The 25,765-nt window shown below is 66.2% G+C and carries 23 protein-coding genes and 1 pseudogene; 4 read left to right on the top strand and 20 right to left on the bottom strand.

Going from position 1 to position 25,765, the window contains the following annotated elements; genetic code table 11:
- Positions 1–3 precede the first annotated feature (3 nt).
- From ACQR13_RS14905 to ACQR13_RS14875, 7 genes are all read right to left on the bottom strand, one after another.
- Positions 4–1,068 carry a ketopantoate reductase family protein gene (locus ACQR13_RS14905; protein ID WP_434862936.1) on the bottom strand — a complete coding sequence of 355 codons (1,065 nt, stop codon included), beginning with the start codon at positions 1,066–1,068 and terminating at the stop codon, positions 4–6.
- Positions 1,069–1,326: 258 nt separating this feature from the next.
- The gene (locus ACQR13_RS14900) at positions 1,327–1,941 is read right to left on the bottom strand and encodes a YitT family protein (protein WP_315712219.1); all 615 of its coding nucleotides are present in this window, start codon (positions 1,939–1,941) and stop codon (positions 1,327–1,329) included.
- A 25-nt stretch (positions 1,942–1,966) separates the two neighbouring features.
- Positions 1,967–3,133: an amino acid aminotransferase gene (locus ACQR13_RS14895; RefSeq protein WP_434862935.1), complete on the bottom strand. Its 1,167-nt coding sequence runs from the start codon at positions 3,131–3,133 to the stop codon at positions 1,967–1,969.
- A 191-nt stretch (positions 3,134–3,324) separates the two neighbouring features.
- Positions 3,325–3,654: a hypothetical protein gene (locus tag ACQR13_RS14890; protein WP_316202054.1), complete on the bottom strand. Its 330-nt coding sequence runs from the start codon at positions 3,652–3,654 to the stop codon at positions 3,325–3,327.
- Between the two features lie 78 nt (positions 3,655–3,732).
- Complete coding sequence (locus tag ACQR13_RS14885; protein ID WP_315712213.1) at positions 3,733–4,089, bottom strand: cupin domain-containing protein; 357 nt, start codon at positions 4,087–4,089, stop codon at positions 3,733–3,735.
- A gap of 182 nt (positions 4,090–4,271) precedes the next feature.
- Complete coding sequence (locus ACQR13_RS14880; RefSeq protein WP_315712211.1) at positions 4,272–5,234, bottom strand: alpha/beta hydrolase; 963 nt, start codon at positions 5,232–5,234, stop codon at positions 4,272–4,274.
- Positions 5,235–5,279: 45 nt separating this feature from the next.
- Positions 5,280–6,053, bottom strand: coding sequence for an SDR family NAD(P)-dependent oxidoreductase (locus ACQR13_RS14875; protein ID WP_315712210.1), 774 nt, complete (start codon positions 6,051–6,053; stop codon positions 5,280–5,282).
- Between the two features lie 213 nt (positions 6,054–6,266).
- On the opposite strand from ACQR13_RS14875, the gene ACQR13_RS14870 reads away from it, so the two are divergent.
- Positions 6,267–7,256, top strand: a complete 990-nt coding sequence (locus ACQR13_RS14870) for a DUF2155 domain-containing protein (protein WP_316164753.1) — start codon at positions 6,267–6,269, stop codon at positions 7,254–7,256.
- A 6-nt stretch (positions 7,257–7,262) separates the two neighbouring features.
- Here the strand turns inward: ACQR13_RS14870 and aat are convergent, their stop codons facing one another.
- From aat to tcuA, 10 genes are all read right to left on the bottom strand, one after another.
- Positions 7,263–7,943 (bottom strand): leucyl/phenylalanyl-tRNA--protein transferase, encoded by a 681-nt coding sequence (gene aat / locus ACQR13_RS14865; protein WP_434862934.1) that lies wholly within the window; start codon positions 7,941–7,943, stop codon positions 7,263–7,265.
- A gap of 59 nt (positions 7,944–8,002) precedes the next feature.
- Positions 8,003–9,091, bottom strand: a complete 1,089-nt coding sequence (locus ACQR13_RS14860; protein ID WP_315712206.1) for a sensor histidine kinase — start codon at positions 9,089–9,091, stop codon at positions 8,003–8,005.
- A complete protein-coding gene (locus ACQR13_RS14855; RefSeq protein ID WP_172109443.1) occupies positions 9,088–9,525 on the bottom strand; it encodes a response regulator in 438 nt (145 codons plus the stop codon). The genes ACQR13_RS14860 and ACQR13_RS14855 overlap by 4 nt, the downstream gene beginning before the upstream one ends.
- Positions 9,522–11,042: a sensor histidine kinase gene (locus ACQR13_RS14850; RefSeq protein WP_316184967.1), complete on the bottom strand. Its 1,521-nt coding sequence runs from the start codon at positions 11,040–11,042 to the stop codon at positions 9,522–9,524. Before ACQR13_RS14850 ends, ACQR13_RS14855 begins: the two co-directional genes overlap by 4 nt.
- A gap of 115 nt (positions 11,043–11,157) precedes the next feature.
- A complete protein-coding gene (gene accC / locus ACQR13_RS14845; RefSeq protein ID WP_315712202.1) occupies positions 11,158–12,507 on the bottom strand; it encodes an acetyl-CoA carboxylase biotin carboxylase subunit in 1,350 nt (449 codons plus the stop codon).
- An 82-nt stretch (positions 12,508–12,589) separates the two neighbouring features.
- Positions 12,590–13,075 (bottom strand): acetyl-CoA carboxylase biotin carboxyl carrier protein, encoded by a 486-nt coding sequence (gene accB, locus ACQR13_RS14840; RefSeq protein ID WP_316164755.1) that lies wholly within the window; start codon positions 13,073–13,075, stop codon positions 12,590–12,592.
- Positions 13,076–13,125: 50 nt separating this feature from the next.
- Positions 13,126–13,605 (bottom strand): type II 3-dehydroquinate dehydratase, encoded by a 480-nt coding sequence (aroQ, locus tag ACQR13_RS14835; protein ID WP_315712200.1) that lies wholly within the window; start codon positions 13,603–13,605, stop codon positions 13,126–13,128.
- Positions 13,606–13,856: 251 nt separating this feature from the next.
- The gene (locus ACQR13_RS14830; protein ID WP_315826861.1) at positions 13,857–14,564 is read right to left on the bottom strand and encodes a DUF1236 domain-containing protein; all 708 of its coding nucleotides are present in this window, start codon (positions 14,562–14,564) and stop codon (positions 13,857–13,859) included.
- 186 nt (positions 14,565–14,750) lie between these two features.
- Complete coding sequence (tcuB, locus tag ACQR13_RS14825; protein ID WP_434862933.1) at positions 14,751–15,848, bottom strand: tricarballylate utilization 4Fe-4S protein TcuB; 1,098 nt, start codon at positions 15,846–15,848, stop codon at positions 14,751–14,753.
- Positions 15,835–17,250, bottom strand: a complete 1,416-nt coding sequence (gene tcuA / locus ACQR13_RS14820) for an FAD-dependent tricarballylate dehydrogenase TcuA (RefSeq protein ID WP_316173741.1) — start codon at positions 17,248–17,250, stop codon at positions 15,835–15,837. The genes tcuB and tcuA overlap by 14 nt, the downstream gene beginning before the upstream one ends.
- A gap of 205 nt (positions 17,251–17,455) precedes the next feature.
- Here tcuA and ACQR13_RS14815 point away from each other — a divergent pair, with 205 nt between their 5' ends.
- Positions 17,456–18,127 carry a GntR family transcriptional regulator gene (locus tag ACQR13_RS14815; protein WP_315712636.1) on the top strand — a complete coding sequence of 224 codons (672 nt, stop codon included), beginning with the start codon at positions 17,456–17,458 and terminating at the stop codon, positions 18,125–18,127.
- Positions 18,128–18,249: 122 nt separating this feature from the next.
- On the opposite strand, the gene ACQR13_RS14810 is transcribed toward ACQR13_RS14815, so the two are convergent.
- A complete protein-coding gene (locus ACQR13_RS14810; protein ID WP_315712195.1) occupies positions 18,250–19,014 on the bottom strand; it encodes a DsbA family protein in 765 nt (254 codons plus the stop codon).
- A gap of 125 nt (positions 19,015–19,139) precedes the next feature.
- Positions 19,140–20,534 carry a M48 family metalloprotease gene (locus ACQR13_RS14805; RefSeq protein ID WP_316191228.1) on the bottom strand — a complete coding sequence of 465 codons (1,395 nt, stop codon included), beginning with the start codon at positions 20,532–20,534 and terminating at the stop codon, positions 19,140–19,142.
- Between the two features lie 152 nt (positions 20,535–20,686).
- Between ACQR13_RS14805 and ACQR13_RS14800 the strand changes: the two genes are divergently transcribed.
- Positions 20,687–21,886, top strand: a complete 1,200-nt coding sequence (locus tag ACQR13_RS14800; protein ID WP_315751693.1) for a pyridoxal phosphate-dependent aminotransferase — start codon at positions 20,687–20,689, stop codon at positions 21,884–21,886.
- Positions 21,887–21,893: 7 nt separating this feature from the next.
- Positions 21,894–22,046 (top strand): annotated as a pseudogene (locus tag ACQR13_RS14795) (dicarboxylate/amino acid:cation symporter); the annotation flags it as partial.
- Positions 22,047–22,158: 112 nt separating this feature from the next.
- On the opposite strand, the gene ACQR13_RS14790 reads toward ACQR13_RS14795, so the two are convergent.
- Positions 22,159–25,392 (bottom strand): Rne/Rng family ribonuclease, encoded by a 3,234-nt coding sequence (locus tag ACQR13_RS14790; RefSeq protein ID WP_409998649.1) that lies wholly within the window; start codon positions 25,390–25,392, stop codon positions 22,159–22,161.
- Positions 25,393–25,765: the final 373 nt, after the last annotated feature.

The following is a 25,765-nucleotide window of genomic DNA, read 5'->3' as shown; positions in this document are numbered from 1 at the left end:
TCATCACTGCGCGCTGGAGCCGCCGACCACGATCTTCTCGTTGAGCTTGAAGTCGACGGTCTGCACCGTCTGGTCGATCTCGGCATTGGGCATGCCGAGCTGCTGCGAGATCAGCTTCACCAGAAGGTCGACGCGCTCGATGAACGGCGCGCCCGCGGCGACGGCGCGCGCGGCCGACGACGGCTTGAGCAGGCTCTCGGCCGCCTTGGCGTATTTTTCGAACGGCACCTGGTCGCTCGGATCTGCGCCGAGCTTGCGCGCGATGGCATCGACGTGCTCGTAGATCGATTTCGACTGGGCGAGATTGCCATGAACGGCATCACGGATCGCCTGCGGCTCGCCGCGCGTGATGCAGCGATAGTTGCCGGTGAGCAGCATCGACCACTTCGCCAGCGGCACGAACAGCGAGTCGAACACCTTCAGCTTCACGGGCACGTCCTGGCCGTCGAGCCTGACCGCGTCGATGTCGCGCTCCAGCTCGCGGAGCAGCGCGTTGTGCGTCTCGTCCTCGAACGCGGCGGCCTTGAAGTTGGTCGGCAGGCCGACATGCAGCACGTTGGCGGCTTCCTCCGGCGGACGGAAGGCCTGCGGATCCGGCGAGCACAGCGTGACCAGCCGGGGCGTGAAGCGTTCCCACACCGCGGGATTGGTGTAGGCCTCGTCGAGGTCGACGTTGGCGAGCGCCGGGATGCGCTTGAGATAGGGCAGCGGCGGCATGTTCATGATCGAGAGGCACGGCAGCTTGGCCTCGGCGATCTTCACCATCAGCACGCGAATGGTGTGGTTGGTGTACTGCGGCTCCTGCATCGCAAGACCGACCAGGTCGTAGCGCGACAGGTCGACGCTGTCGGGCGTGGCCGCGTCGAGCTTGCCCGGCAGGTCGCGCGAGAAGATCGAGCGATGCGCCGGCTCGTCGCGCAGCTTGATGCGGACTTCCGTGCCGTCGCGGTTGATCAGCTCGGCTGTCTTCTTGCGGCAGACCAGCGTCACGTTGTGGCCGGCCATCAGCAGCTTGGTGCCGAGGAGGGAGCCGTAGGAGGCCCCGAGAATCAGAATGTTGCGTGCCATACCTTGGTCGTCCCCAGAGATCGGTTCCAGATTTTGCGTTCGCGTTTCTTGTTGGCGATCCAGCCGTACCGACTCCGTCAGGCGTCCGGCAGGAGCGGACGGATGCGGTAACCCATTGCCTCGGTTGCTGGCATACCAGAGCTTTCATCCCACGGAATGCGCCGTCTGGCAAGGTGCAGCGCACTCGTGCGGCATCCGGCGCGTGTCACGGTGGGGCTATCCGAGCGCAGATCGACCTTGCGCTTGGAGCTCGGCCGTTCAGCTCAGCGCCATATAGCGCCCCGGCTTGTGGTTGATCGCGATGATGACGTTGACGATCACGATGCCGAGGATCGACAGCGCCAGCCGGTTCACGGGGATGACGAAGAATGCGGCGATCATGATGAGGAAATCGACGGCGAGCTGGAAATAGCCGGCGCGGATCTTCCAGTGCTCCTGCAGATACAGCGCCAGAATGTTGATCCCGCCAAGCCCGGTGCGATGCCGGAACAGCATCAACAGGCCGGTCCCGGTCAGGCCGGCGCCGATTACGGTGGCATAGATCGGATCGATATGGCTGATGTCGATCCATGACGTCGTCAGCCGTGAGAACAGGGCGACGAGCCCGACCGCGACAAAGGTGCGGATCGTGAACGGCCAGCCCATGCGCCGGACGGCCAACGCATAGAACGGCAGATTGATCAGGAAGAAGCTGACGCCGAAACCATAGCCGCTGATGTAGCTCAACAGCAGCGACAGACCGGCGGTGCTGCCGACCAGCAGCACCGTCTTGCTGTAGATCAGCATGCCGAGCGACACGAACAGCGTGCCCAGCGTCAGCGCCATCGCGTCCTCGTAGAGCTTGTGCCGCTCCTGAGCGACGATCTCTGTCACGGCCTTGATCCTTGCAGGCGATGTTTCAAAGCGACTTGAACAGGCCGGCAACGCGCGCGACCTCGGCGAGCTTCAGGCCTGCAATGTTGATGCGGCCCGAGGTCGGCATGTACACGCCGTGCTTTTCGCGCAAAGTCATGACCTCGGCCGGCGTCACCGGCAGCAGCGAGAACATGCCTTCCTGGACGCCGATCGCGATCGTGTTGGACCAGCGCCCGCCGAGCGCCTCGGCAAAAGAGCGGCGCAGCGCGGCGAGGCGCTGGCGCATCGTCTCGAGCTCGCTGCTCCAGTCGGCATAGAGGTCCGGCGTGTCGAGAATCGTCTTGACGATCGCCGAGCCATGGTCGGGCGGCATCGAATAGCTGGTGCGGGCGATGGAGACGAGATTGGAGCGCGCGGTCTCGGCTGCGGCCTGTGCCGAGGCGACGGCGTAGAGCGCGCCGGTCCGCTCGCGGTAGAGTCCGAAGGACTTCGAGCAGGACACCGCCAGCAGCGCCTCGGGCAGGGCCGCGACCATTGCCCGCAGGCCGGCGGCATCGCCCTCGAGACCGGCGCCAAAACCCTGATAAGCGGAGTCGATCAGCGGCACGAGGCCACGCGCGGCCATCACGGCGGTGATGCGCGCAAAGTCCTCGGTGCTGAGCGGGGCGCCGGTCGGGTTGTGACAGGAGGCGTGGATCAGGACGGCGTCGCCGGGCGCGGCGCGCTGCAGCGCCTCCAGCATGCGGTCGAGCTGCAGCGTCTGCGACGGAACGTCGAAGTAGGGATAGGTCTCGACCTCGAGCCCCGCCGCGGCGAAGATGCCGGCGTGGTTGGGCCAGGTCGGCAGTCCGAGCCAGATCTTGCCGGTGCCGGCCTGGCGGATCAAATCGGCGGCGAGGCGGAGCGCACCCGAGCCGCCCGGGGTCTGCACGCCTGCGGCATGGACCGAGGGCGCGGAGCCGCCGACGAGCGACCACAACAGGTCGAGGAAGAGCTGGTCGCCTTCCGGCGCCACATAGCTCTTGCTGTCCTGGCTCTCCCAGATGATGCGCTCCGCAGCTTTCACAGCGCGGAAGATCGGCGAATGGCCGGCCTCGTCGCGATACACGCCGACGCCGAGATCGACCTTGTCGGCTCTCGGATCAGCCTTGAAGATGCCGATCAGAGCGAGCAGGGGATCCTCGGGCTGGCGGGTCAAGCGGTCGAACATCGGGGCGATCCTATCGGAGGAGGGGCCTGCCAGACGGCCATAAGCCGTCCTTGCGGGCGACGGGACACTATCTCGGTTGCAGCGCAAAAACAGCGGACATTTCGGCGATGCTCCGCTTCGTCCGCTGCATGGGCGGCCGTTGCGCCCTCAAAACTTGCCGTGGCCCGCCTGAGCGAACTGGGCGACAAGCGTCAGCGACTGCCTTCTGAGCCAGAACGGGGCTCGGGAGCCGGCTGTGGGGACTCGTTGCGGATCTTGCGCGCGCGCCTGGCGGCAAGCTGTGAGCGAACCCTGCCATCGACTTTGCGGCCTGTCGCACGTTGCCATTTCCGAAGCTCGGCCGCGGTCAGGATCACTTTCACGATCCGCTCGTCCGGGCGACTGCCGATCGTGTCGATGACCTCCTGAGCGCTGGCCAGCCATTCTTCATAAGTGTCGTGCAGATCCGGGCAGATCCGCCTGATGTCCTCCCACTCTTCGGGCTGGAACCAAGCCAGCGCAATCTCCAGAGTTGGCTCCATGTTTATCCTGCTCACCTGTCCGCTCTGAATGATATCTCAAGCTCGCCGAGGCCCGAAGGTCTGACGCCTTCCGGCGAGTCAGATGCGCGGCTTGGGCGCGGGCACCCGGTCGGAGTCGCCGGAGTTCGGTTCGCCCTTGGGTTCGATCAGGAGCACCTTGACCTCCTTGGCCGCGCGCGGCCGGTGGACGACCCCTTTGGGGACGACGAACAACTCGCCGGCCTTCACCGTCCGCGACGGCTGCCCCTGAATGTCCATCTCCATCTCGCCTTCCAGGACCAGGAAGAAGTCATCCGTCGTGTCATGCTTGTGGAACGGGAATTCTCCCATGAACTTCACGACCATCACGTCATTATCGTTGTAGTCCGCGACCACGTGCGGGTCCCAATGGCCTGAGAATTGGCTCAGCTTGTCGGCGAGGTTCACGGTCTTCATGTGGGAGTCTCCTGCTGCGAGGAATGAAATGTGAGCTGTCCAGTCGTCCCGGCCGGCTTGCGCGGGATGTAGCTGCTGCTCGAGCGCGAGCAAGCCGATCTCACACGCGACGACTTCGGCCGCATGTGAGCACGACCCGCGAACTCGCGGGTCGGTGCGTTCTGAGCTCAGCGCGGTAACGCTCAGATGCCGCCGGGCCGGTCGAGCTGCTTCAGCCAGGCGCCGATGTCGCGTGCGGCGACATTGGCCTGGTCGAGCAGCTTGCCCATCGTGAAGAAGCCGTGGAATTGGCCGGGATGGTTGCGATGCGTCACCGGCACGCCGGCCTCGCGCAAGCGGCGCGCGTAGTCGTCGCCCTCGTCGCGCAGCGGATCGGCGCCGGCCGTGAGCACATAGGCGGGCGGTAGCCCGGCTAGGGTTTCCGCCTTCGCCGGGGAGGCCCGCCAATCGTGGACGTCGGCGGCACTGTTGAGATAATGGTCGCGAAACCAGCGGATCACCGAATGCGTCAGCAGCACGCTGGTCTCGGGCTCGCTGTGCGAGGGATGGCTCATCGAAAAGTCGGTGGCCGGATAGATCAGCACCTGGCCTGAGAGCTTCGGGCCCTTGCCGTCACGCGCCAAGAGCGCGACGACGGCGGCGAGATTGCCGCCGGCGGAATCGCCGCCGACGCTGAGCCTGGCGGCATCGATGCCGAGCGCGGCAGCATTGTCGGCGATCCATCGTATGGCCGCGGCGGCGTCGTCGACCGCGGCCGGAAACTTGTGCTCGGGCGCGAGGCGGTAGTCGACCGAGATCACGATCAGTTCGCCTTCGTGCGCCAGCGCGCGGCAGACCACGTCATGCGACTCCAGATTGCCGATCACCCAGCCGCCGCCGTGATAGAACACCAATCCCGGCGCAAGACCGTTGGTCTGCCGCACCGTCCTTGGTCGATAGAGCCGTGCCGGGATTGTGCCATGCGGGGCAGGGATGGCGAGGTCCTTGACGTCCGCAAGCTCGGGCGGCTCGGGATTGCTCACGACGCGCGCGGCCAGATAGTAGTCCCGCGCCTCCTGTGGTGTCAGCGTCTCATAGGCCGGCCGGCCGGCCTCCTGAAATGCTTTGTAGACGGCAGCAGCATCGGCATCGAGTTGCACGGGCATTGCAAAAACCTGTCGGGTTGAAAAGACGGTCAAGTTGAAGGGACGTCAGGCGGCGGTGCGGCCGCCATCGACGGTGTAGGCCGCGCCGGAGACGTAGCTGGCATCGTCGGAGGCGAGGAAGGCGACGATCGAGGCGACCTCCGCGCCCTGGCCGAGCCGGCGCGCGGGGACGCGATCGACCACCTTGTCGGCCGGAACCGCGGCGCCGCTGCGCCCTTCGATGATCGCGCTCAGCATGCGGCTCTCGATCAGCCCGGGGCAGATGCAGTTCACACGGACATTGGTGCCGGTGCACTCCCAGGACGCGCTCTTGGTCAGGCCGATGACCGCGTGCTTGCTGGCGCTGTAGACGGCGATCTGCGGCGAGCCGATCAGGCCGGCGATCGAGGCGGTGTTGATGATCGAGCCGCGGTTCTGCTTCAGCATCACCGGCAGCACGTGCTTGAGGCCGAGGAAGACGCCGACGACGTTGACGTCGAGCACGCGACGGAACGCCTCCAGCGGATATGCGGTGATCGGCTTGATCTCGCCTTCGATGCCGGCATTGTTGAAGAACACGTCGATGGTGCCGAACCGATCGCACGCTTGTCGCACATAAGCCGCGACCTGGTCCTCGTCGGTGACGTCGGCGGCCACGGCGAGCGCCTCGGCGCTCGCCGGCAGGGCGGCCGTCGCGGCGGCGAGATCGGCCTCGCGCCGGTCCACGGCGACGATGCGGGCCCCGCGCGCGGCCAGCAGCCGCATGGTCGCGGCGCCGATGACGCCGGCCGCGCCGGTAACGACGGCCACTCGGCCGTCGAGACGGATCGAATCAGACATCGATTTCCTTCCCTTTGGCGCCGGTTCCGATCCGGCTCTTGATCACGACTATCTCATTGGAAGAACCGGCTGACCAGCACGCGGAGTGCTGGCAGCTCGCCCTTCCCCCGCCGTATTCGACATGTTAACGGGAGGGCTGATCGAGAGCGGCGGATGGGTCATGACGCGATTTGATTGTCCCGAACCCCGATTCGCCTGATAAAGCCGCGCGAGATGCACCGAACAATCGTCCTGACCGGTATCGCGGCATTGCTGGCCGCCACATCCCTCACGCTGTCCGTGCCGGCGCGCGCGCAGATCGGTACCATTTTCTCCGATCCCGTTCCGCGCCCGCCGGGCAACATTCCGCGCCGTGGCGAGCCGATTCCGCCTCCCGAGGAAGAGGAGGAGATCCCGGAGCTGCCGCAGGGTCGGGTGCTGCCGGCGCCAACCCGTCCGCCGCCAGGGCAGGGCGCCGCCCTGCCGGGTCCGGTCCAATCCCAGCCGCTGGCGCCGCCGCCGGGAACGACGATCCTGCCACAGAACAATCCTCCGGTCGCGGCCGTGCCGCCACCCGGCCAGCCGGGGGCTGCGCCTGGTCAGCGGCAGGCACCGCCACGCGGCGCACCCCAGAATGCAGCGATCCCGCCGAACGGCGCGGTACCGCAGACCCCGGCCACCATCCAGCCGGGCGACGAGGTCGTGACCGAACCGCCGGCGCAGAAGATCGTCAACAAGAAGGCGAGCTTCTCCGGGCTCGACAAGATCACCGGCCGCATCATCAATTTCGACGAGGATATCGGCGAGACCGTGCAGTTCGGGGCGCTCCGGGTAAAGACCGACGCCTGCTACACGAGGCCAGCCACCGAGGCCGCCAACACCGACGCGTTCGTGCAGGTCGACGAGATCACCTTGCAGGGCGAGGTGAAGCGCATCTTCTCGGGCTGGATGTTCGCGGCCAGCCCCGGTCTGCACGGCGTCGAGCACCCGATCTACGACATCTGGCTGGTTGACTGCAAAGAGCCGCAGACCACGGTCGTCAGCGCCGCCGCGCCGGATCAGAAGCCGGCCGCGGCGCCGCAGCCTGCGCAAAAGCGTCCGCCGCAGCAGCGGCAGGCGGCGCCCAGGCCGCCATCGCCGCCGCAGCAGAATCAGACCCAGCAGGTGCCGCCACCACCGCCGCCGCCCCAGGCGGGCGGACCGTTCGGCGGAGTGTTCAGATAACCTCGCTCAGCCGCGCGCTGCGATGATCGCGAGTGCCTCGGTGCCCGAGATCGGCCGATCAACCGCCAGCCTGGCGAAATTGGCGGCCGGCCCCCTCAGGGCCTTTTCGAGCAGCACGGTGTAGCGCCGGCGCGGGATCTCAACGGCGCCGAAGGTCTTGAGGTGCTCGGTGACGTATTGGGTGTCGAGCAGCTCGAAGCCCTCGGCGATCAGCCGCGCGACGAGATGCACGAGCGCGACCTTCGAGGCGTCGCGGGTGCGGTGAAACATGCTCTCGCCGAAGAAGGCGCGGCCCAGGCTGACGCCGTAGAGGCCGCCCACCAGCTCGCCATCCTGCCAGCATTCGACGCTGTGGCAATGGCCAAGCGCGTGGAGGCCGGTGTAGAGCTCGCGGATACGCTTGTTGATCCAGGTGTCCTCGCGGCCAGGCTGCGGCTCGGCGCAGCCATCCATCACCGCCTTGAACGCCTGGTTCACGGTCACGGCGAAGGCGTCCGACCGGACCGTGCGCGCAAGGCGCGAGGCGACGCGAAAGCCGTCGAGCGGAATGACGCCGCGCAGCTCCGGCTCGACCCAGAACAAGGTCGGGTCGTCGGCACTTTCGGCCATCGGGAAGATGCCGCAGGCATAGGCACGCAGCAGGACCTCGGGCGTAATCTCGGACGCTGCAGAGTCGCGCGTATTCATGGGATCAGCATAGCAGGCCGATGCCGGGCGCGCGATGGTTGCGTGCCGGCTGCGTCGGCTCAGCCGACCGCGGCAGCCGCGGGCTTGGGAGCATCTTTTTCGAGGCGGAAGCGGACCACGATCCTGGTGCCGGCATGGCTCGGATCGGGGCCGACGGTGGCGTCGAGCTTGGTCGCCATGGCGCTGACGATGCGCTGGCCCATTCCGGTCGAGCGCGGATCGCTGGTTGCGTTGAGGCCGACGCCGTTGTCGGCGATCGACAGCACGATGTCCTCACCTGCAAGCTTCAGCTCGACATGGATCGGGCCCGGCCCATCGGGGTAGGCGTATTTGACCGCGTTCATGACCAGCTCGTTGACGACGATGCCGATCGCGACCGCGCGATCCGGGTCGATCTCGACCGGCTCCGCCTTCAGGGTCAGCCGCGACATCCGGTTGCCCTCCGCCGAGCGGCGCAGGTCGTCGAGCAGCGAATCCAGATACTGGTTGAGCAGCACGCTCTTGAGATCCTGAGACGTGTAGAGGCGGCGATGCACCTGCGCCACGGCGGCGACGCGGCCCATTGCATTGGTGAGCGCGGCCTTGACGTCGTCCTGGGTGCTGGAGTTGGCCTGAAGATGTAGCAGCGAGGCGATGATCTGCAGCGAATTGCCGACGCGGTGATTGACCTCGCGCAGCAGGACCTCGCGCTCGGCCGCCAGCGCCGCGTAGCGGTCGCGTGACGCCCGCACTTCCGCCTCCGCCTCGTCGCGGGCCTTCTGCAGCCGGGCCTGGCGCACCGCGCCTTCGGCCGCGACCTGCAGCAGGGGAATGAACTCGCCCTGCACGTCCTTGACGAGGTAGTCGGCCGCGCCGGCCTTCAGGGCCGTGACCGCGATCTTGGAATCCTGTGAGGCGGTGACGAACACCACCGGCGGCGGTTCGGGCAGCGCCATGATGCGCTCCAGCGTCTCGAGTCCGTCGAAGCCTGGCATGTACTGGTCGAGCGCCACGACGTCGATGCCGCCGCGCTCCAGCCGCTGCAAGCCCGCGCTGCCGTCGGCGGCGTGTTCCACCGTGAAGCCCAATCGCTTGAGCCCGCGCTCGACCAGCCGCGCCAGCGCTGCGTCGTCGTCGATATAGAGCAGCGTGGGGGCGGCGGAGCTCATGCGGCGGGCGGAACCTGGATGACGGAGAAGAACAGGCCGAGTTGGCGAATGGCGTTGGCGAAGCTTTCGTAGTTGACCGGCTTGGTGATGTAGACGTTGCAGCCGAGTTCGTAGCAGCGCTTGATCTCCTGCGAGTCATCCGTCGTGGTGAGGATGACCACCGGCGCGCTCTTCAGGAAACTGTTCTGCTTGACCATCTTGAGGATGTCGATGCCGGTCATGTCCGGCAGGTTCAGGTCGAGCAGGATCAGCAATGCGTGCCCCTTGTGATCGAGGCCGGTGCCGTCAGCACCCAGCAGATACTTCACGGCATCTGTACCATTGGTGAACGGCTTGATCTCGTTGTTGACGCCGGACCGGCGGATATTGCGCTCGATCAGGCGGGCGTGGCCTTCGTCGTCCTCGATCATGATGATCGTCACGGGCATGGTCATCGGTCTGAGTTCCGGTTTGAGGCGTTCCAGTTGATCGGGAGCGTGATGGTGAACGTGCTGCCCTGGTCGAGCTCCGACGCGACCGACATGGTTCCGCCGAGCCGACGCACCAGCGCGCGGACATGCGCCAATCCAATCCCCTGACCCGGACGGTCCTGGGTCCCGGCGCGACGGAACAGATCAAAGATACGTTGATGATCCCTGGGATCAATCCCCCGGCCGTTGTCCGTAACCTCGAAGATGGCAAAACCGAGCTTGGTACGGGCGCGAATGGCGATGTCGCCGGGAACGCCCGGCTTGAGATATTTGATGGCGTTGTCGATCAGGTTGGAGAAGATCTGCTCCAGCGCCAGGCGGTCGCTGACGATGGCCGGCAACGGTTCCACGCGGATGGTGGTGTCGGTTTCCGCAGCCTGATGCGCCAGCGTCGAGACGATGCCCTCGATCAGCTCGCGGGTATCGATCCGCACCGGCACGAACTCGCGGCGGCCCTCGCGGGTCAGGTTGAGGATGGCCGTGATCAGCCGGTCCATCTTGGCGATCGAGGATTTGATGAAGCCGAGCGCCTCGCTGAAATCCTCCGACAGCTGCTGGTCGGCGCCTTCGAGCTCGGGCTCAGCGCCTTCCGCCGGCGGCGGCGCGTCGGAGGCCGCCCGCGCCAGCGTCGCGATCCGCCGGAAGATGTCGTTGCGCAGCTCGTCGAGCTCGCTGGTGAAGCCCATGATGTTGACGAGCGGCGAGCGCAGGTCGTGGCTCACGATATAGGCGAAGCGCTGGATCTCCTCATTGGCCTCGCGCAGGTCCGCGGTGCGCTCGTCGACGGTGGCTTCGAGGTTGAGGTTGCTCTCGCGCAGCCTGGCCTCGGCCTCGTCGCGCGCGCTGGCCGAGCGGCGCACAAGGAGCACCGAGATGATCGCGAGCAGGACGACCAGGGCCGAGCCAGTCACCGTCACGACGGTCGCCAGCTGCTGGCTGCGGTCGGCATTGGCGGTGCGCAGCACGAACAGCCGCTCTTCCTCCAGCCGCATGCGATTGGCGAGATCGCGGATGTTGATGCTGGTGTTGCCGGAAGCGGCGCTCCGCACGAGCGCGGCGGCGGCGGCGAGGTCACCCTGCGCGGCCAGCTCCTTCTCGCGCCTGAACTGGCCGAGGCGGGTGTCGATTTCGGCGCGGACCTGGCGGAGCAGCTCGACCTGGGCAGGATTGTCGGCCACGAGTGTTCCGAGCTTGTCGAGCACCGGCGCGATCGCGGTGACGGCGGCGTCGTGATCGGTCAGAAACGTATTGTCCTGGGTCAGCAGGTAGGCGCGGGCGCCGCTCTCGGCCCGGCGGACCTCGAGCAGCAGAGCGTTGATCTGGTTCTCCGCCTCGATGGTGTGCACCACCCAGGCGTTGTCTTTGCGGGCCTTGTTGACGAGCAGCACCGAGGCCGTGCTGACGACGACCAGCACCAGGAATCCCGCCGACAGCAGCAGGATTTGTCCCAGCGTGCGCCTTTGTCCAATCTCAGGCGCCACCGCTCACTCGCATGCCAATTGAAATACCTGCCCCCTCAGCGGAACCGCCGAAAGAGCAGAACGCAGTGCGGGCTGGAGGGTTCCGGCGCGTCAGTGGAATTTTGCGGTTAGCCGCTCACTCCGCCTTCTGGCCAGCGAGGTACTGTTCGAGCCAGTGGATGTGATAGTCGCCATCGATGATGGCCGGCTCGCGGACAAGGGCCCTGAACAGCGGCAGCGTGGTCTCGATGCCGTCGACGACCATCTCGTCCAGTGCGCGCCGCAGCCGCATCAGGCATTCGACCCGGGTCTTGCCGTGGACGATCAGCTTGCCAACCAGCGAGTCGTAATAGGGCGGGATCACGTAGCCCTGATAGACGGCAGAGTCGATGCGGACGCCGAGGCCGCCAGGCGGGTGGTACTGCAGGATCTTGCCCGGCGAGGGCCGGAAGGTGACAGGGTTTTCCGCATTGACGCGGCACTCGATGGAGTGGCCGTTGATGACAACCTGGTCCTGGGTCATCGGCAGGTCGCCGCCGGCGGCGATGCGGATCTGCTCCAGCACGAGGTCGATCCCGGTGATCATCTCCGTGACGGGATGCTCGACCTGGATGCGGGTATTCATCTCGATGAAATAGAATTCGCCGTCCTCGTAGAGGAATTCGATGGTGCCGACGCCGATATATTTCAGCTCCTGCATCGCCTTGGCGACGGTGTTGCCGATCTTGGCCCGGGCCGCTGCGTCAAGCACCGGGGAGGGGCCTTCCTCCCAGACCTTCTGATGGCGCCGCTGCAACGAGCAGTCGCGCTCGCCGAGATGGATGGCGCCGCCGCGGCCGTCGCCGAGCACCTGGATCTCGATGTGACGCGGCTTCTGCAGATACTTCTCCAGATAGACCGAGGCGTCGCCGAACGCCGATCTCGCCTCGTTGGCCGCTGTGGTCAGCGCCAGCTGCAGGTCGGCCTCGGTGTGGGCGACCTTCATGCCGCGGCCGCCGCCGCCGGCGGCTGCCTTGACCAGCACCGGGAAGCCGATCTCCTTGGCGATCGCCATCGCGTCGTGGTCCGGAGTGACAGCGCCATCCGAGCCTGGAACGACGGGAATGCCCAGCCGCTTGGCCGTTTTCTTGGCCTCGATCTTGTCGCCCATCAGGCGGATGTGCTCCGCCTTCGGCCCGATGAAATGCAGATTGTGGTCCGCGAGAATCTCGGCGAAGCGCGCGTTCTCCGACAGGAAGCCGTAGCCGGGATGCACGGCGTCGGCGCCGGTGATCTCGCAGGCGGCGAGCAGGGCGGGAATGTTGAGATAGCTGTCCTTCGACGGCGGCGGCCCGATGCAGACGCTTTCGTCGGCGAGGCGGACATGCATCGCATCGGCGTCGGCGGTGGAATGCACCGCGACGGTGGAGATACCGAGCTCCTTGCAGGCCCTGAGGATGCGAAGGGCGATTTCGCCGCGATTGGCGATGAGGATCTTGTCGAACATGGTGCCTCGGGCGCGAGTGGCGAGTAGTGAGCGGCGAACATGGAATGGTGGACCATTCGCTTTCGCCGTCCGCTAGTCGCGCTTATTCGATGATGACGAGCGGCTCGCCGTACTCCACGGGCTGGCCGTCCTCGACCAGGATCTGCGTCACCGTCCCGGCGCGCGGTGACGGAATCTGGTTCATCGTCTTCATCGCCTCGATGATCATCAGGGTCTGACCGACGGACACCTTGGAGCCGACCTCGACGAACGGCTTGGCGCCGGGCTCGGGCGCCCAGTAGGCGGTACCGACCATGGGAGAGGGCACCACGCCGGGATGTTTTGACAAGTCCGCGCCGGCGGCTGCCGCGGTGGCGGCTGCGACCACGGGAACGCCAGCGGCGGCTGTTCCGATGGCCGAATGGACGGCCGCCGCAACGGTCACGTTGCGGGCAACGCGGATGCGAAGGCCGGCACGCTCCAGCTCGATCTCGGTCAGGCTGGTCTCATCCAGCAGCGCTGCGAGCTCGCGAATGAGCTGGCTGTCTTCGGATTTCGCGATGGTCTTGTCGTCGGGCTGGGGCGCCATGATCTGATCCGGAACGTTGGGTGCGTGAGGACTGTGACGTCAGGCTTGCGCTAGATGTCGGTCTGCGTGACGGCTTTGGCGCCGATCTTGGCGGCGAGGCCGGTGATCGCCAGCCGGTAGCCGTCGATGCCGAAGCCGCAGATCGAGGCAAACGCGGCCTTCGCGGTGAAAGAATGGTGCCGGAAGCTCTCGCGGGCGTGAATGTTGCTGATGTGCACTTCGACGGTGGGGATCTTCACCCCCATCAGCGCGTCGTGCAAGGCAATGGAGGTATGCGAGTAGGCGCCGGCATTGAGGATGATTCCGACCGCACCGCGGCTGCGGGCCTCATGGATGCAATCCACGAGCACACCCTCATGGTTCGACTGCCGGCACTCCGCCGTCAGGCCGAAGCGCGCGGCCGTCTCGACGCAGAGCCGTTCGACGTCTGCCAGGGTGGCATGGCCATAGGTCTCCGGCTCGCGGGTGCCCAGCAGGTTGAGGTTGGGTCCGTTGAGGACATAGATCGTGTTGTGCGCGGCGTCGGCCATTCCCATCCCGGCGGTGTGGCGGCAGTGGGCGGCGTTATAGGTAACAAAGCCGCCAAGGGGAAGCCTTTCGGCAGCCGGGCCGGCTGCCCGAGGCTTGGTCCGTCAGACGAAAAAACCGTCTTAAGTGGTTAACCAGGTTTGTCCACCCGGCTGCACGGGCTGCGTGTGATCGCCCTTACGTGCTCTTTGCGCAATAGAATGGGGCGGGCATTGCTGCCCGCCCCATGTCCTCATCGCCTGCCTGGTCGGGATCAGGCGTCGAGAACTGCGACGATCTCGTAGGTGCGGGGATCGATCACGATGATCTGCTCACGAACCAGGATGAAGTCGTATCCGCGCCATTCCGGATAGATCGTCACGACTTCCGCCGGGAGCCGGTGGAAGTGAACGTCGCGCGGCACCCGGGTGCCGACCGAGATATTGAAGTTCACGTTGGTCACCGGCTCGACGCGCTGGCTGCGGATCACGCTGGTGATCTTGGTGCGCTGCTCGGTCGAGAGCTTGGCGCCGGCGCCGGCCTGTCCGGTGGTGGTCTGCGACCGGTCGCTGCCGGTCTTGGTTTCAGCGTTCGTGCTGGTGCCGCTCTTGCTGTCGCGACCCTCGGCCTTCATGTTCTTGGAGCCGGCCTTGTCGGTCTCGGAGGTCGCGCCCTTGGCATTCGGACCCTTCATGCCTTCCTCGGCGCGCTGGCCCTTGGTCGCACCGGGCTTCTGCTCGGACTGACTGGAGCGCATGTCGGACGCAGGCGAGCCGCTGTCGCGATGCATCGCGCCGCCGGGCGCGTTCATGCCACCGCTCGATGCTCCGCCGGCAGCACCACCGGTCGCACCGCCCTGCATGGCTGCGCCGCCGGACTGTCCAGCTGCGCCGCCCGCACCGCCGGTACCTTGCGCATGAGCAAAACCTGCACCCGCCAGGAGCGCGATTGCAGCAACTGATACCATCAAGCGATTGGTCATCCTCTATCCTCCTCGTATTTGCACTGCCCGCGCCGACAACGGCAGGAGGTAGGAGTCGTTCCGTGCGTCGCTGATCGTTCCGGAAAAATGTCGCAGATCGCAACTTTATGAACGGATGCTCAGGGTCATGAATGCTGCATGACGACAACAGTGATCCGTTGCGTGTCGCCGGCGACCTCGCATGAGCTACGCGCCGTGACGTTCGCGCGCGTAGCGGACGAGCGCCAAGAATCGATAGAGGCCGTGCACGAACTTGCCGTAGGGCATCGTGATGAAGAGCGCGAACACCGCACCGAGATGGAGCGCGAGCAGCAGGCCCATCGTGCTGGTCTCGCGTAGCAAGAGGAGGGCGAGCCCGGTTGCGCCGGTAAGGACGAGCATCGCCAGGAACGCGACGTCCATGGCGCGACTGCCCGCATCCATCATCGCAGGCTCACGCCTGCGCTTGGCGGTGTAGAGTCCGAGCGGACCGACCACGATGCCCAATCCGCCCAGCGTGCCGAGCACGACCGGCAGGTCCCACAACGGATAGGGCGCCTCACGGTGCAGAAGATAGTGATAGAGCGTCGCGACGCTGGTCGATGCGACGCAGAGCATGAAGCCCCAGAACGTCAGATGGTGATAGAACCGCCGGGTGTCGCGTGGCCGCTCGTCCTCGTTGTAGCAGCCGACGCCGCCGCCATCGAGATAGCGCAGGCTGGCTGCGTCGCGAACGGCGCGCAGCAGTGGACGTGGGCGCGTCAAGGTCGAGCTCGGCTCGCCGATATCATTCCAGAACGCCCGAGCGCCCATGATGAAGGCGATGATGGCCCACAGGAAGGCGGCGCCGAACAACAGCGCCATCGCGTTGTGGGGCATGAGCGCGTAGAACGAGCCGGGGCCGTGCCGGCTTGCAAACACCGCGGCGGGATCGTTGAAGGCCACGATGCCGACGATGAACGCGGCCATGCTGACCACCGCGATGAGCGACACCGCGAGACCATTGCGCCTGAACAGCGGCGCCAGCGCGTGCGGCCAGGCATAGTCGGCATAGCTCTCGTGCCGCACCCGGGCCAGAACGGAGGGGACGCGAACGTCGAACTCGTGCGGGGGGGAGAACTGGCAGTCGACGTAGCAGGCCCCGCAGGCATGGCAGAGATTGGCGAGATAGTTGAGGTCGCCGCCGGTGAAGGCGCGGCGCATCTCCATTGCCGGAAACACGGCGCAGAGTCCCTCGCAATAGCGGCAGGAATTGCAGATCGTCATCAGCCGATCCGCCTCGGTCAACGCTTCACTGCGCTGCATGTGTCGCTGCTCCCTGGCCGGCGATACGCCCGAACACGCTGCCGATCGTCATGCCGATTCCTGCGGCATAGCCGCGGCCGAGCACGTTGCCGGCCATGATCTCGCCTGCGGCGTACATGTTGTCGGCGGGACCGCCGGACTTCATCATCATCTTTGCGGCGTGATCGACCCGCACGCCGAGATAGGTGAAGGTAATGCCGGGCCGAACCGGATAGGCGTAGTAGGGGCCGCTATCGATGCGGCGCGCCCAATGCGATTTCGGCGGCGTCAGGTTCTCGGTGCGGCAATCGTCGAGGATGTCGGGATTGAATTGTCCGTCGCGCACCGATGCGTTGAAATGCGCGACGGTGGCGGTCAGCTTGTCCGGATCGAGGCCGAGCCTGCCGGCGAGCTCGGTGATGCTGGCCGCCTCGATCGCGGGGTAGAGCGACGGCATGAACAGGTTCGCCGATTTCGCGTCGAAGATGATGTAGGCGATCTGGTCCGGCTGAGCGGCAACCAAGCGTCCCCAGATCGCGTAGCGCTTCGGCCAGACGTCCTCGCCTTCGTCGTAGAATCGCTCAGCGTTGTTGTTGACGACGATGCCGAACACGACGCAGTCGAGCCGCGTGATGATGCCGCCGTCATATTTGGGGGCGCGCGCATCGATCGCCACTGCGTGGCACTGGGTCGGATCGCCAATGCTGTCGACGCCGGCGCCGAGCAGCATGTCGAGCACCGTACCGCGATTGTTGGGCGTGCCGCGGATCAGGAAGTTGCGCGCGATCTCGCCCCAGCCCTCGACCAGCCTGTCGATGTTGGCTTCGAAGCCGCCCGCTGCCGCAACCAGCGCCTTGCCGCAGATTCGCGTCCTGGCGTCACGCTGTCGGATGATCGCAGCGTCGAAACGGGTCTCATCGATGTCGAGCCCGACGACCTCCGCCTCATACAGCACGTCGACGCCGAGCCGCTCGGCGGTGAGATACAACGCATTGAGCATGGCCCGGCCGCCGCCCAGGAAGAACGAGTTGGTCCGCCCTAAGCTCAGCGTCCCGCCGAGCGACGGCTGGAAACGCACGCCCTGTGCGACGATCCAGTCGAGCATGTCCTTGGACTCGCGGATCATCAGGCGGGCCAGTTGTTCGTTGGTCTGGCCTTCGGTGACGCGCAGGAGATCGTCCCAGAACTCGTCCTCGGTGTAGGGGCCGCTCAACGTCGCGGTCGCCGCGTCATGGGCGCAGCGCATGTTGCGGGTGTGGCGCGTATTGCCACCGCGATAGAACTTGGAGGCGGCCTCCAGCACGATGACCGAGGCCCCGGCGCGCCGTGCCGCAATGGCGGCGCAGAGGGCTGCGTTGCCGCCGCCGACCACGACGACGTCGTAGGTCAGGGGATGGTCGGCGAGATCGCTCTGATCAGTCATTGCAGGCCCTCGCGGACGCAAGGCGGCGGGGCCTGGATCGGCTTTGGTCCGCACAGCAACGCCATCGGCATGTCAGCCGTCGGCCAAGCGATGATGGATGGTACGGAAGTAAAGGCTACAGTGGGCATAGAATTAGTATGCTATTGTATACAAAAATATGCAAGATAGGCTGTTGTTCGCAACGAGATTGTGAAATGGTGACCCCATGTCCTCGGAAGCGCCATCGCTCACCATCGATCGTGACAACGTCTCTCTCGGCGAAGCGGTATTTCGTGCGCTGTGCCATGCGCTGGAGAACGGCTTCTATCGCTCCGGCGATCGGCTGCGTGAGGACGAGGTCGCCCAGAAGCTGAACGTCAGCCGGACGCCGGTCCGTGAGGCCTTCGGCAAGCTGGTGGCCAAGGGGTGGGTGCAGCCGGCTGGTGGACGCGGCCTGATCGTGCGCAGTCTCGACGAGAATGAAGTCCTCGAGCTGTACGCGATGCGGGAAATTCTCGAAGGCGCCGCCGCCCGGCTCGCCGCGCAGTATGCCGTGTCGGCCGAGATCGCGGCGCTCCGCGACATTCATGCACGCTTTGTCAGCGGGGGGGACGACGCCGCCGAGCTAGCGCGGCTGAACCGGCTGATGCACGGTGCGATCCAGCGCGCGGCGCGCAACCGCTACCTCGATGCCGCCCTCGAGGACATGCATGTCGCGACAGCGCTGCTGGGAACCACGACGTTTGCGGCCGAAGGACGTGCGGCAACTGCCGCGGCCGAGCATGGTGAGCTGATCGAAGCGATCGCGATCCGCGATCCCGATCGGGCCGAGGCGATTGCACGCGGGCACATCCGCGAGGCACTTCGAACCCGGCTCGGCATGAAGCTGAAGGGATAGGCGAGGGCGCTGCCGCCACCCGGCTGCCGCTTCGCCACCGGCTCACGGCAAAAGCAGAAGGCCGGCTGAGACAGCCGGCCTTCGATTGATCCCGTGATGGCGAGACGCTTTGGCAGAGATGCTCAGCAGCTCGCCTTGCCGCAGCGGGCCGCGCTGATCTTCTCGCGCAGGCCCTCGACGCCGACGGCGCCGATCACGACCTGCTTGCCGATCACGTAGCTCGGCGTCCCGTTCATGCCCATCTCCTCGGCGAGCTTGAAGTTTTCCTCGATCGTCGCCTTGGCCTCGGGGCTCGCCATGTCCTTCTCGACGCGCGCCATGTCGAGCCCGAGATCCTTGGCGACCGCGAGCGCATGGGCCTTGTCGGCCTGGCCGCGGCCGCCCAGCAGCTTCTGGTGGAAGTCGAGATATTTCTGCGGGGCCTGCATGCGAACGGCGACGGCGACCTGCGCGGCCTCGACGGAGCCCTGGCTCAGCACGGGAAATTCCTTGAGCACGACCTTCAGCTTCGGGTCGCTCTTCATCAGCTCCATCATGTCGGCCATCGCGCGCTTGCAGTAGCCGCAATTGTAGTCGAAGAACTCGACGAAGGTGACGTCGCCATCCTTGTTGCCGAGCACGACGCCGCGCGGCGAGTTGAAAATGGTCTCGGCGTTCTTGCTGACGCTGGCCTCGTGCTTGGCCGCCTCGGCTGCCGTCTGGCGCTTCTGCAGCTCGGCCATCGCCTCTTCGAGCACCTCGGGATGCGCGATCAGGTAGTTTCGGACGATGGTCTCGATCTCGCCCCGCTGGCTGTCGGAGAAGCTCTCCGCCGACGCGAGCTGAGGCACGCCGCAGAGCGAAAGCGCGAGCAACATCGCGGGAATGAGCGTGCGGACTGACGGCATGAAGGAGGTCCTCTGGGTCAAATGATCGGGTCCTTGTCGATGGTCGTGACGGTATTTTGATATTCTGGATCGGATGATAGCAGTAGTTCAAAACTTCAGCGGGCGCCAACTCCGCTGTCCGACACCTACTGGCCGGAAAGCGGCTTTGCCGTGACGATGTCGTCGGCCCTGACCCAGCCCGGCGAGCCGACCGCGAAGCGGGTTTTTGCACGCGAGGCAAGCTCGCGCGCCGTCTTGTTGTCGCCACGCAGGAAGGCGGCCTGCGCCGAGGCGAGATCCGCCTCCGCATAATCGCCCTTGCGACCGTAGGCCATCGCGAGCTGGGAATAGCCGAGCGGCGCCTCGGATTCGCGCGCGACCGCCGCGCGCAAGATCGAGATCGCCTCGTCAGTGTAGGCTTTGTTCTCGGATGCCACCAAGGCCTGACCAAGTAACATCTCGATGAGCGGGGCGTTATTGGACAGGTGCACCGCCTTGCGCAGCGGAGCGATCGCCTCAGTGGGGCGGCCGCCCTCCAGCAGGGCTTGGCCGCGGACCTCGTAGAAATAGGCGTTGTTGGGTTGCACCTGGATCAGGGCATCGATCTGGCTCAGGGCGCTGCGCAGGTCGCCATGCAGGTAGGTGGAGATTGCCCTGGCGTAGCGGGCGGGCAGGCCGGTGTCCGACAATGGATAGCGCCGTGCCACCGTGTCCGGCCGTTCCATGAAGGCCGAGATCTTGGCACGGACCATGTCGTGGCGGAGCTGCAATGCGGGGTCGTCCTTCTTGTCCCAATAGGGGCTTTGGCGCGCGAGGCCCTCGAGCGCCTCGACGCGATCGGCCGGCATCGGATGTGATTGCAGATAGGGGTCGGCGCCGCGCGCGGCGAACAGGCTCTCATTGGTGAAGCGCTTGAACGTCTCGTACATGCCCTTCGGCGATTGCGCTGTCGCAGTGAGGAATTTCACCCCCGCACGGTCGGCGTTCTCCTCCTGCTGACGCTGATACGACAACAGCGATCGGCGGATGACCTCGCCCGGGGCCGACAGCGTCGCGGCGCCGGCATTGGCAAGGCCGCTGCCGCCGCCGCGCGCGCCGACCGCGAGGGCGCCGGCGCCGAGAATGGTGGCGATGATCATCTGGGTCTGGGCGGTGGCGAGCTGCTGGCGCAGCTTGGCGAGATGGCCGCCGGCGAGATGGCCGGTCTCGTGCGCGAGAACGCCGATCAGTTGGTTCGGATTTTCCGACTGCAGGATGGCGCCGTAATTGACGAAGATGCGGCGGCCGTCGGCAACGAACGCGTTGAAGGACGCATCGTTGATGATGACCATCTGGATGTTCTGCTTTTCGAGCCCGGCGACGCGCAGGATCGGCCGGGTATATTCACGCAGCAGCACCTCGGTCTCGGTGTCGCGCAGGATCGGCGGTCCCTTGCCTTGCTGCGCCGATGCAGGCGCGAGCGGCGCCAGCGTCACGGCCGCCGCGACGACCGCGGCAAGCCCGCCGGACAGTTTCTTGCGAAGCACGATACGGAGCGACATCAGGCGATCTTTGCAATTGGCGCGAGGCGCGAGACGGGCTATTGCCCACCAAACGGCGGAATGCGGCTCATCTGCGGCGAACGAGGCCCATGGGCTGACCCCGACCGGTTCACGGAGCGGGTCCGAACAGCCGGGGTCAATAGCAGATATCGATGGTGGATGCGACAGTGATACCGACATTGGAACAGCGGATCGCCGACCTGACGGCACCGTCCGCGCGCAGCAATGTTCCGCCGTTCATGGTGATGGACGTGATGGCTGCGGCCGAGCGGATCGAGGCGGGCGGTGGACATGTCATCCACATGGAGGTCGGCCAACCGGCGGCGCCTGCGCCACGAGCGGCCATTGCGGCCGCGCATGCCGCGCTCGATCAGGCCCGCATCGACTACACCTCGGCGCTCGGTCTGCTGTCGCTGCGACAGCGAATCGCGCGGCACTATCGCGAGACGCACGCTTGCGAGGTCGATCCGGCGCGGATCGTGATCACGACGGGATCCTCGGCCGGATTCATCCTGGCGTTCCTGGCCATGTTCGAGCCCGGCGACCGCGTGGCCGTGACCGTGCCGGGCTATCCGCCCTATCGCCATATCCTGACGGCGCTGGGCTGCGAGCCGGTGCTGATCGAGACCACGGCGGAGAACCGTCACGCCCTGACCGGCGAAGCGCTGCTCGCCGCGCACCGCAAGACGCCGCTGAAGGGTGTGCTGGTGGCAAGTCCCGCCAATCCGACCGGCACCATGATGTCGCGTGAGGCGCTGGGCGGTGTCATCGCAGCCGCACGCGACGCCGGCATCCGCTTCATCTCCGACGAGATCTATCACGGTCTGGACTACGCGTTTCCGGCGGTGACGGCGGCGGAGCTGTCGCGCGAGGCCCTGATCATCAACTCGTTCTCGAAGTACTTCTGCATGACGGGCTGGCGCATCGGCTGGATGGTGGTGCCAGATGCGCTGGTGCGGCCGATCGAGCGTCTGCAACAGAACCTCGCGATCTCGGTTCCGACCCTGTCGCAGATCGCGGCGGAAGCGGCGTTCGACGGCCGAACCGAAATGGAGGCCATCAAGCACGGTTACCAGGAGAACCGGCACATCCTGATCGAGGGTTTCCCGAGGGCCGGCCTGACCCGGTTCCTGCCGGCCGACGGCGCCTTCTACCTCTATGCCGACGTGTCCGACTTCACCTCCGACAGTTACGACTTCGCCAAGCGGATGCTGGAGGAGACCCATGTGGCGGCCACGCCGGGCGTCGACTTCGATCCGATCCACGGCCGCAGCTTCGTGCGCTTTTCCTATGCGCGTTCGGCCGAGGACATGCGTGAGGCGGTGGCCCGGATCGCGCGCTGGTTAGGCTAGGGCGCGCGAGCCGCGTGCACTGACCAACATCATCGGCAACGGCATCGCCGCCGTGTTCGTCTCGTGGCGCGAAGACGAACTCGACCATGATCTCCTGCAGCGACGGCTCAATCAGCAGATCGATCCGTCGGATGTCGAGACGGCCGTGACGACCGGCTGAGCGGCCTCCGGTCGTCACGGTCAAGAACGATCGCCATACGAAGAACGCCATATGAAAAACGCCCGGCCAATCTGGCCGGGCGTTTTGCATTGAAGCGTCGGAGAGTGGGGGTTTACTGCCCGCCACCGAAACGGCGGGACCACCAGCCGGCCCGGCGCGGCGCCGCAGGGGACGAGGAATCGGTGGCCGCCGGCTCGGAGGCAACCGGTCCGGACGCCGCGACGTCGACAGCCGGAGTGGGTGCGCTGCTCTCGGCGACGTTGACGGCTGAAACCGCGCCCTCCGGCCTCGGCTCGGTAAGGAAGCTGACCTTCTCGCGAACCGTCGAACGGCGTGGGGTCTTCTCGGATTCCGTCTTCGGAGCCTCGGTCTGCTGCACTTCGGGCTGTCCCGGAGCAGCCTGTGGCATGGGCACGGAGGCGCCAGCGACGGACTCATCTGCCTCGGTTGCGGCCGACGCATGGACCGGCGCCGCAGGTTCTGCCGGCTCTTCCTCGTCGTGGTGGGAAGCGCCATTGCCGTCGAAATCGGCCACGGCGGCTTCTGCCTCCGATGCCGAAGCCGGCGCGAGCTCGTCGCCGATCGACGCGGCGAGACCTTCTTCCGCGCCACCGCGCCGACGACGACCGCCGCGGCGTCCACGCCGGCGCGGACGCCGCTCGCCGCCAGGCTGATCCGTCTGCTCGCCTTGTGCGAACGCAGGCTGTTCCTCCGACTCGTCGTCTTCGCCGTCGGCGTCCTCGGCTGACTGCTCGGCGGCAGAGCCCGGCTCGGCGGGCTGCAGTCCGGCCGTGCCTTCTGGGAGCGCGCCCTCGCGGGCCTCGCTGCCGCGGCCACGCCGGCGCCGTCGCCGCTTGCGGCGCGCGCCGTCCCGCTCGCCTTCGGCTGCGCTGCCGTCGGCTGCGTCCTCGGACAGGCCTTCGGTCTCCTCGGTCTCGACCTCGGATTCCGTCTCGATGTCGAACGGTTCTTCCTCGTCGTAGATTTCCTCGGCCGCCAGCGGCGGGGCAGAGGCCTGCGCGGCGAGCAGCGCCTTGGCGGCCTCGAGCGTGTGCACCTGCTCGCCCCGATCGATGATGAAGGATTGCTGGCCGCTCACGCTCGGATCGGCGATGACGGCGAGCGAGACCTTGAAGCTGTTCTCGAGGTCACGCAGATGGCCGCGCTTGTGATTGAGCACGTAGAGCGCCACCTCGGTGCGGGTGCGGACCACGAGATTGTGGGTCGCGCCCTTCATCAGCGTCTCTTCGAGGCTGCGCAGCAGCTGCAGCGCCACCGAGGACACCGAGCGCACGTGACCGGTGCCGCCGCAATGCGCGCACGGCTCGGTCGAGCTTTCGAGCACGCTGGCCCGGATGCGCTGCCGCGACATCTCCAGAAGGCCGAAATGCGAGATCCGGCCGACCTGGATGCGCGCGCGATCCTGCCGCAGGCAGTCCGACAGCTTGCGTTCCACGGAGCGGTTGTTGCGCTTCTCGTCCATGTCGATGAAGTCGATGACGATCAGCCCGGCTAGGTCGCGCAAACGGAGCTGCCGCGCCACTTCCTCGGCCGCCTCCATATTGGTCTTGAGCGCTGTGTCCTCGATGTGATGCTCGCGCGTGGCGCGGCCGGAGTTCACGTCGATCGAGACCAGCGCCTCGGTCTGGTTGAGCACGATATAGCCGCCTGAGCGCAGCTGCACGGTCGGCGAGAACATCGCGTCGAGCTGGCTCTCGACGCCCATCCGGGAGAACAGCGGCTGGCCGTCGCGATACTGCTTCACCGCCCGGACATTGGTCGGCATCAGCATCTTCATGAAATCGTGCGCCTCGCGGTAGCCGTCTTCGCCGGCCACGAGGATCTCGTCGATCTCCTTGTTGTAGAGGTCGCGCAGCGAGCGCTTGATCAGCGAGCCTTCCTCATACACGAGGGTCGGGGCCTGCGACTTCAGGGTCATGTCGCGGACCGTTTCCCAGAGACGCAGCAGATATTCGAAGTCGCGCTTGATCTCGGGCTTGGTGCGGTTGGCGCCGGCGGTGCGCAGGATCACGCCCATGCCCTCGGGCACGTCGAGGTCCTGCACCACTTCCTTCAGGCGCGAGCGGTCCTGCGCCGAGGTGATCTTGCGGCTGATGCCGCCACCGCGCGCCGTGTTGGGCATCAGCACGGCATAGCGGCCGGCCAGCGACAGATAGGTCGTCAGCGCCGCGCCCTTGTTGCCGCGCTCCTCCTTCACGACCTGCACCAGCATCACCTGGCGGCGCTTGATGACTTCCTGGATCTTGTACTGCCGGCGCGGACGGAAGGTGCGCTCCGGCACTTCCTCCAGCACGTCATCGCCGCCGACGGATTCGACGAGCTCTTCCTCGATCTCCTCGCCGTCGTCCTCGTCGTCCTCATGGTCGCCGGACGCGGTGTCGGAGCCGTTCTCGTCGCCGGGCACGATGGTGACGCCGTGATCAGCATGTTCGCCCACGGCAGCGACGTCATCGTCGTCGTGCTCATCGTGATCATGCTCATGATGGTGGTATTCGTGATGTTCGTGCTCATCATGTTCGTGCTCGCCGTCATGATGCTCGTCGTGACCGTGGTGCTCATGGTCATGCTCGTCTGCCGCGACAGCCGGGCTGGCCGCCTCGGCAGCGTGCGAGCCGCCGGTCTGCGCGCTCGCGGCCTCCGCAGCTTCGCCGGAGGGCTGCTCGGTAGCAGCGTCATGGTCCTGCGCGGCAACGGCATCAGGCTGACGGTCGGCATGCTCGCGCGATTCGTCGGCTGCGCCCTGCCGAGCTTCGCCCGAGGCGTCCCGACCTTGAGCCTCGACCGGGCCTTCGGAGAAGCCCTGCGCCTCGCTGGGAGCGGTCGCGTCGGCGTGCGGCTGATCGTCCTGCGCATAGGCGTGGTGGTCTTGCGCCTCGTGGTCGGCCTCGTGCCCTTCGGTCGGGGCAGGGAGGCCCGCCTCGGCGACCTCGACGATCTCGCTCTGGACCCGTTCGCCGCTGCCGCGGCGCCGTGAACTGCGGTGCCGGTTGCGGCGGCGGTTGGAGCGGTTCTCGCTTTCCTCTTCGGCTTCGCGGTGCGCGCGCTCCTCGGCCTCGATCAGAGCCTGCCGGTCGGCGACCGGGATCTGATAGTAGTCCGGATGGATTTCGCTGAAGGCCAGGAAGCCGTGGCGGTTGCCGCCATACTCGACGAAGGCGGCCTGCAGCGAGGGCTCGACCCGGGTAACCTTGGCCAGGTAGATGTTGCCGCGGAGCTGCTTGCGTTGGGCCGTTTCGAAATCAAATTCCTCGACGCGGTTGCCGCGGACGACAACGACCCGGGTCTCTTCCGGGTGGGTAGCATCGATCAACATCTTGTTGGGCATATTGGAACTCTTGGAGGCGACGGGCGCGATTGGCCGCGAGCGCGTGGCGCGCTGTCGGATGACGCGACGGTCCACCTGATTCGGGGGTGAGGGGAAGGCCTAAACGCAGCTGGTCGCGCCGCGCCAACCCTGATGCCGGCGGGGCGATTGGCCGGACGGGGGTCTGGCCCCGCATCGGCGCGGATCGTCCGCTGGTCATGGTTGGCAACTCAGTCTGGCGCATCAAGCGTCGGCCCGTCTGGAATATGTGGGCGGCAGCGGGTGCCGCCTTCTCTGTTGCCGAAGGCCAGATTGCGCCGAAACGCTTGCCTGGATCGAATACCCACCCTGTCACGGGTGCGGTATCAGGCTATACCGTGTCTGACCTGGTGCC

The organism is Bradyrhizobium sp. HKCCYLRH3059 (assembly GCF_051168035.1).
Classification (GTDB): domain Bacteria; phylum Pseudomonadota; class Alphaproteobacteria; order Rhizobiales; family Xanthobacteraceae; genus Bradyrhizobium.
This window is presented reverse-complemented; position numbering and strand designations above follow the sequence as displayed.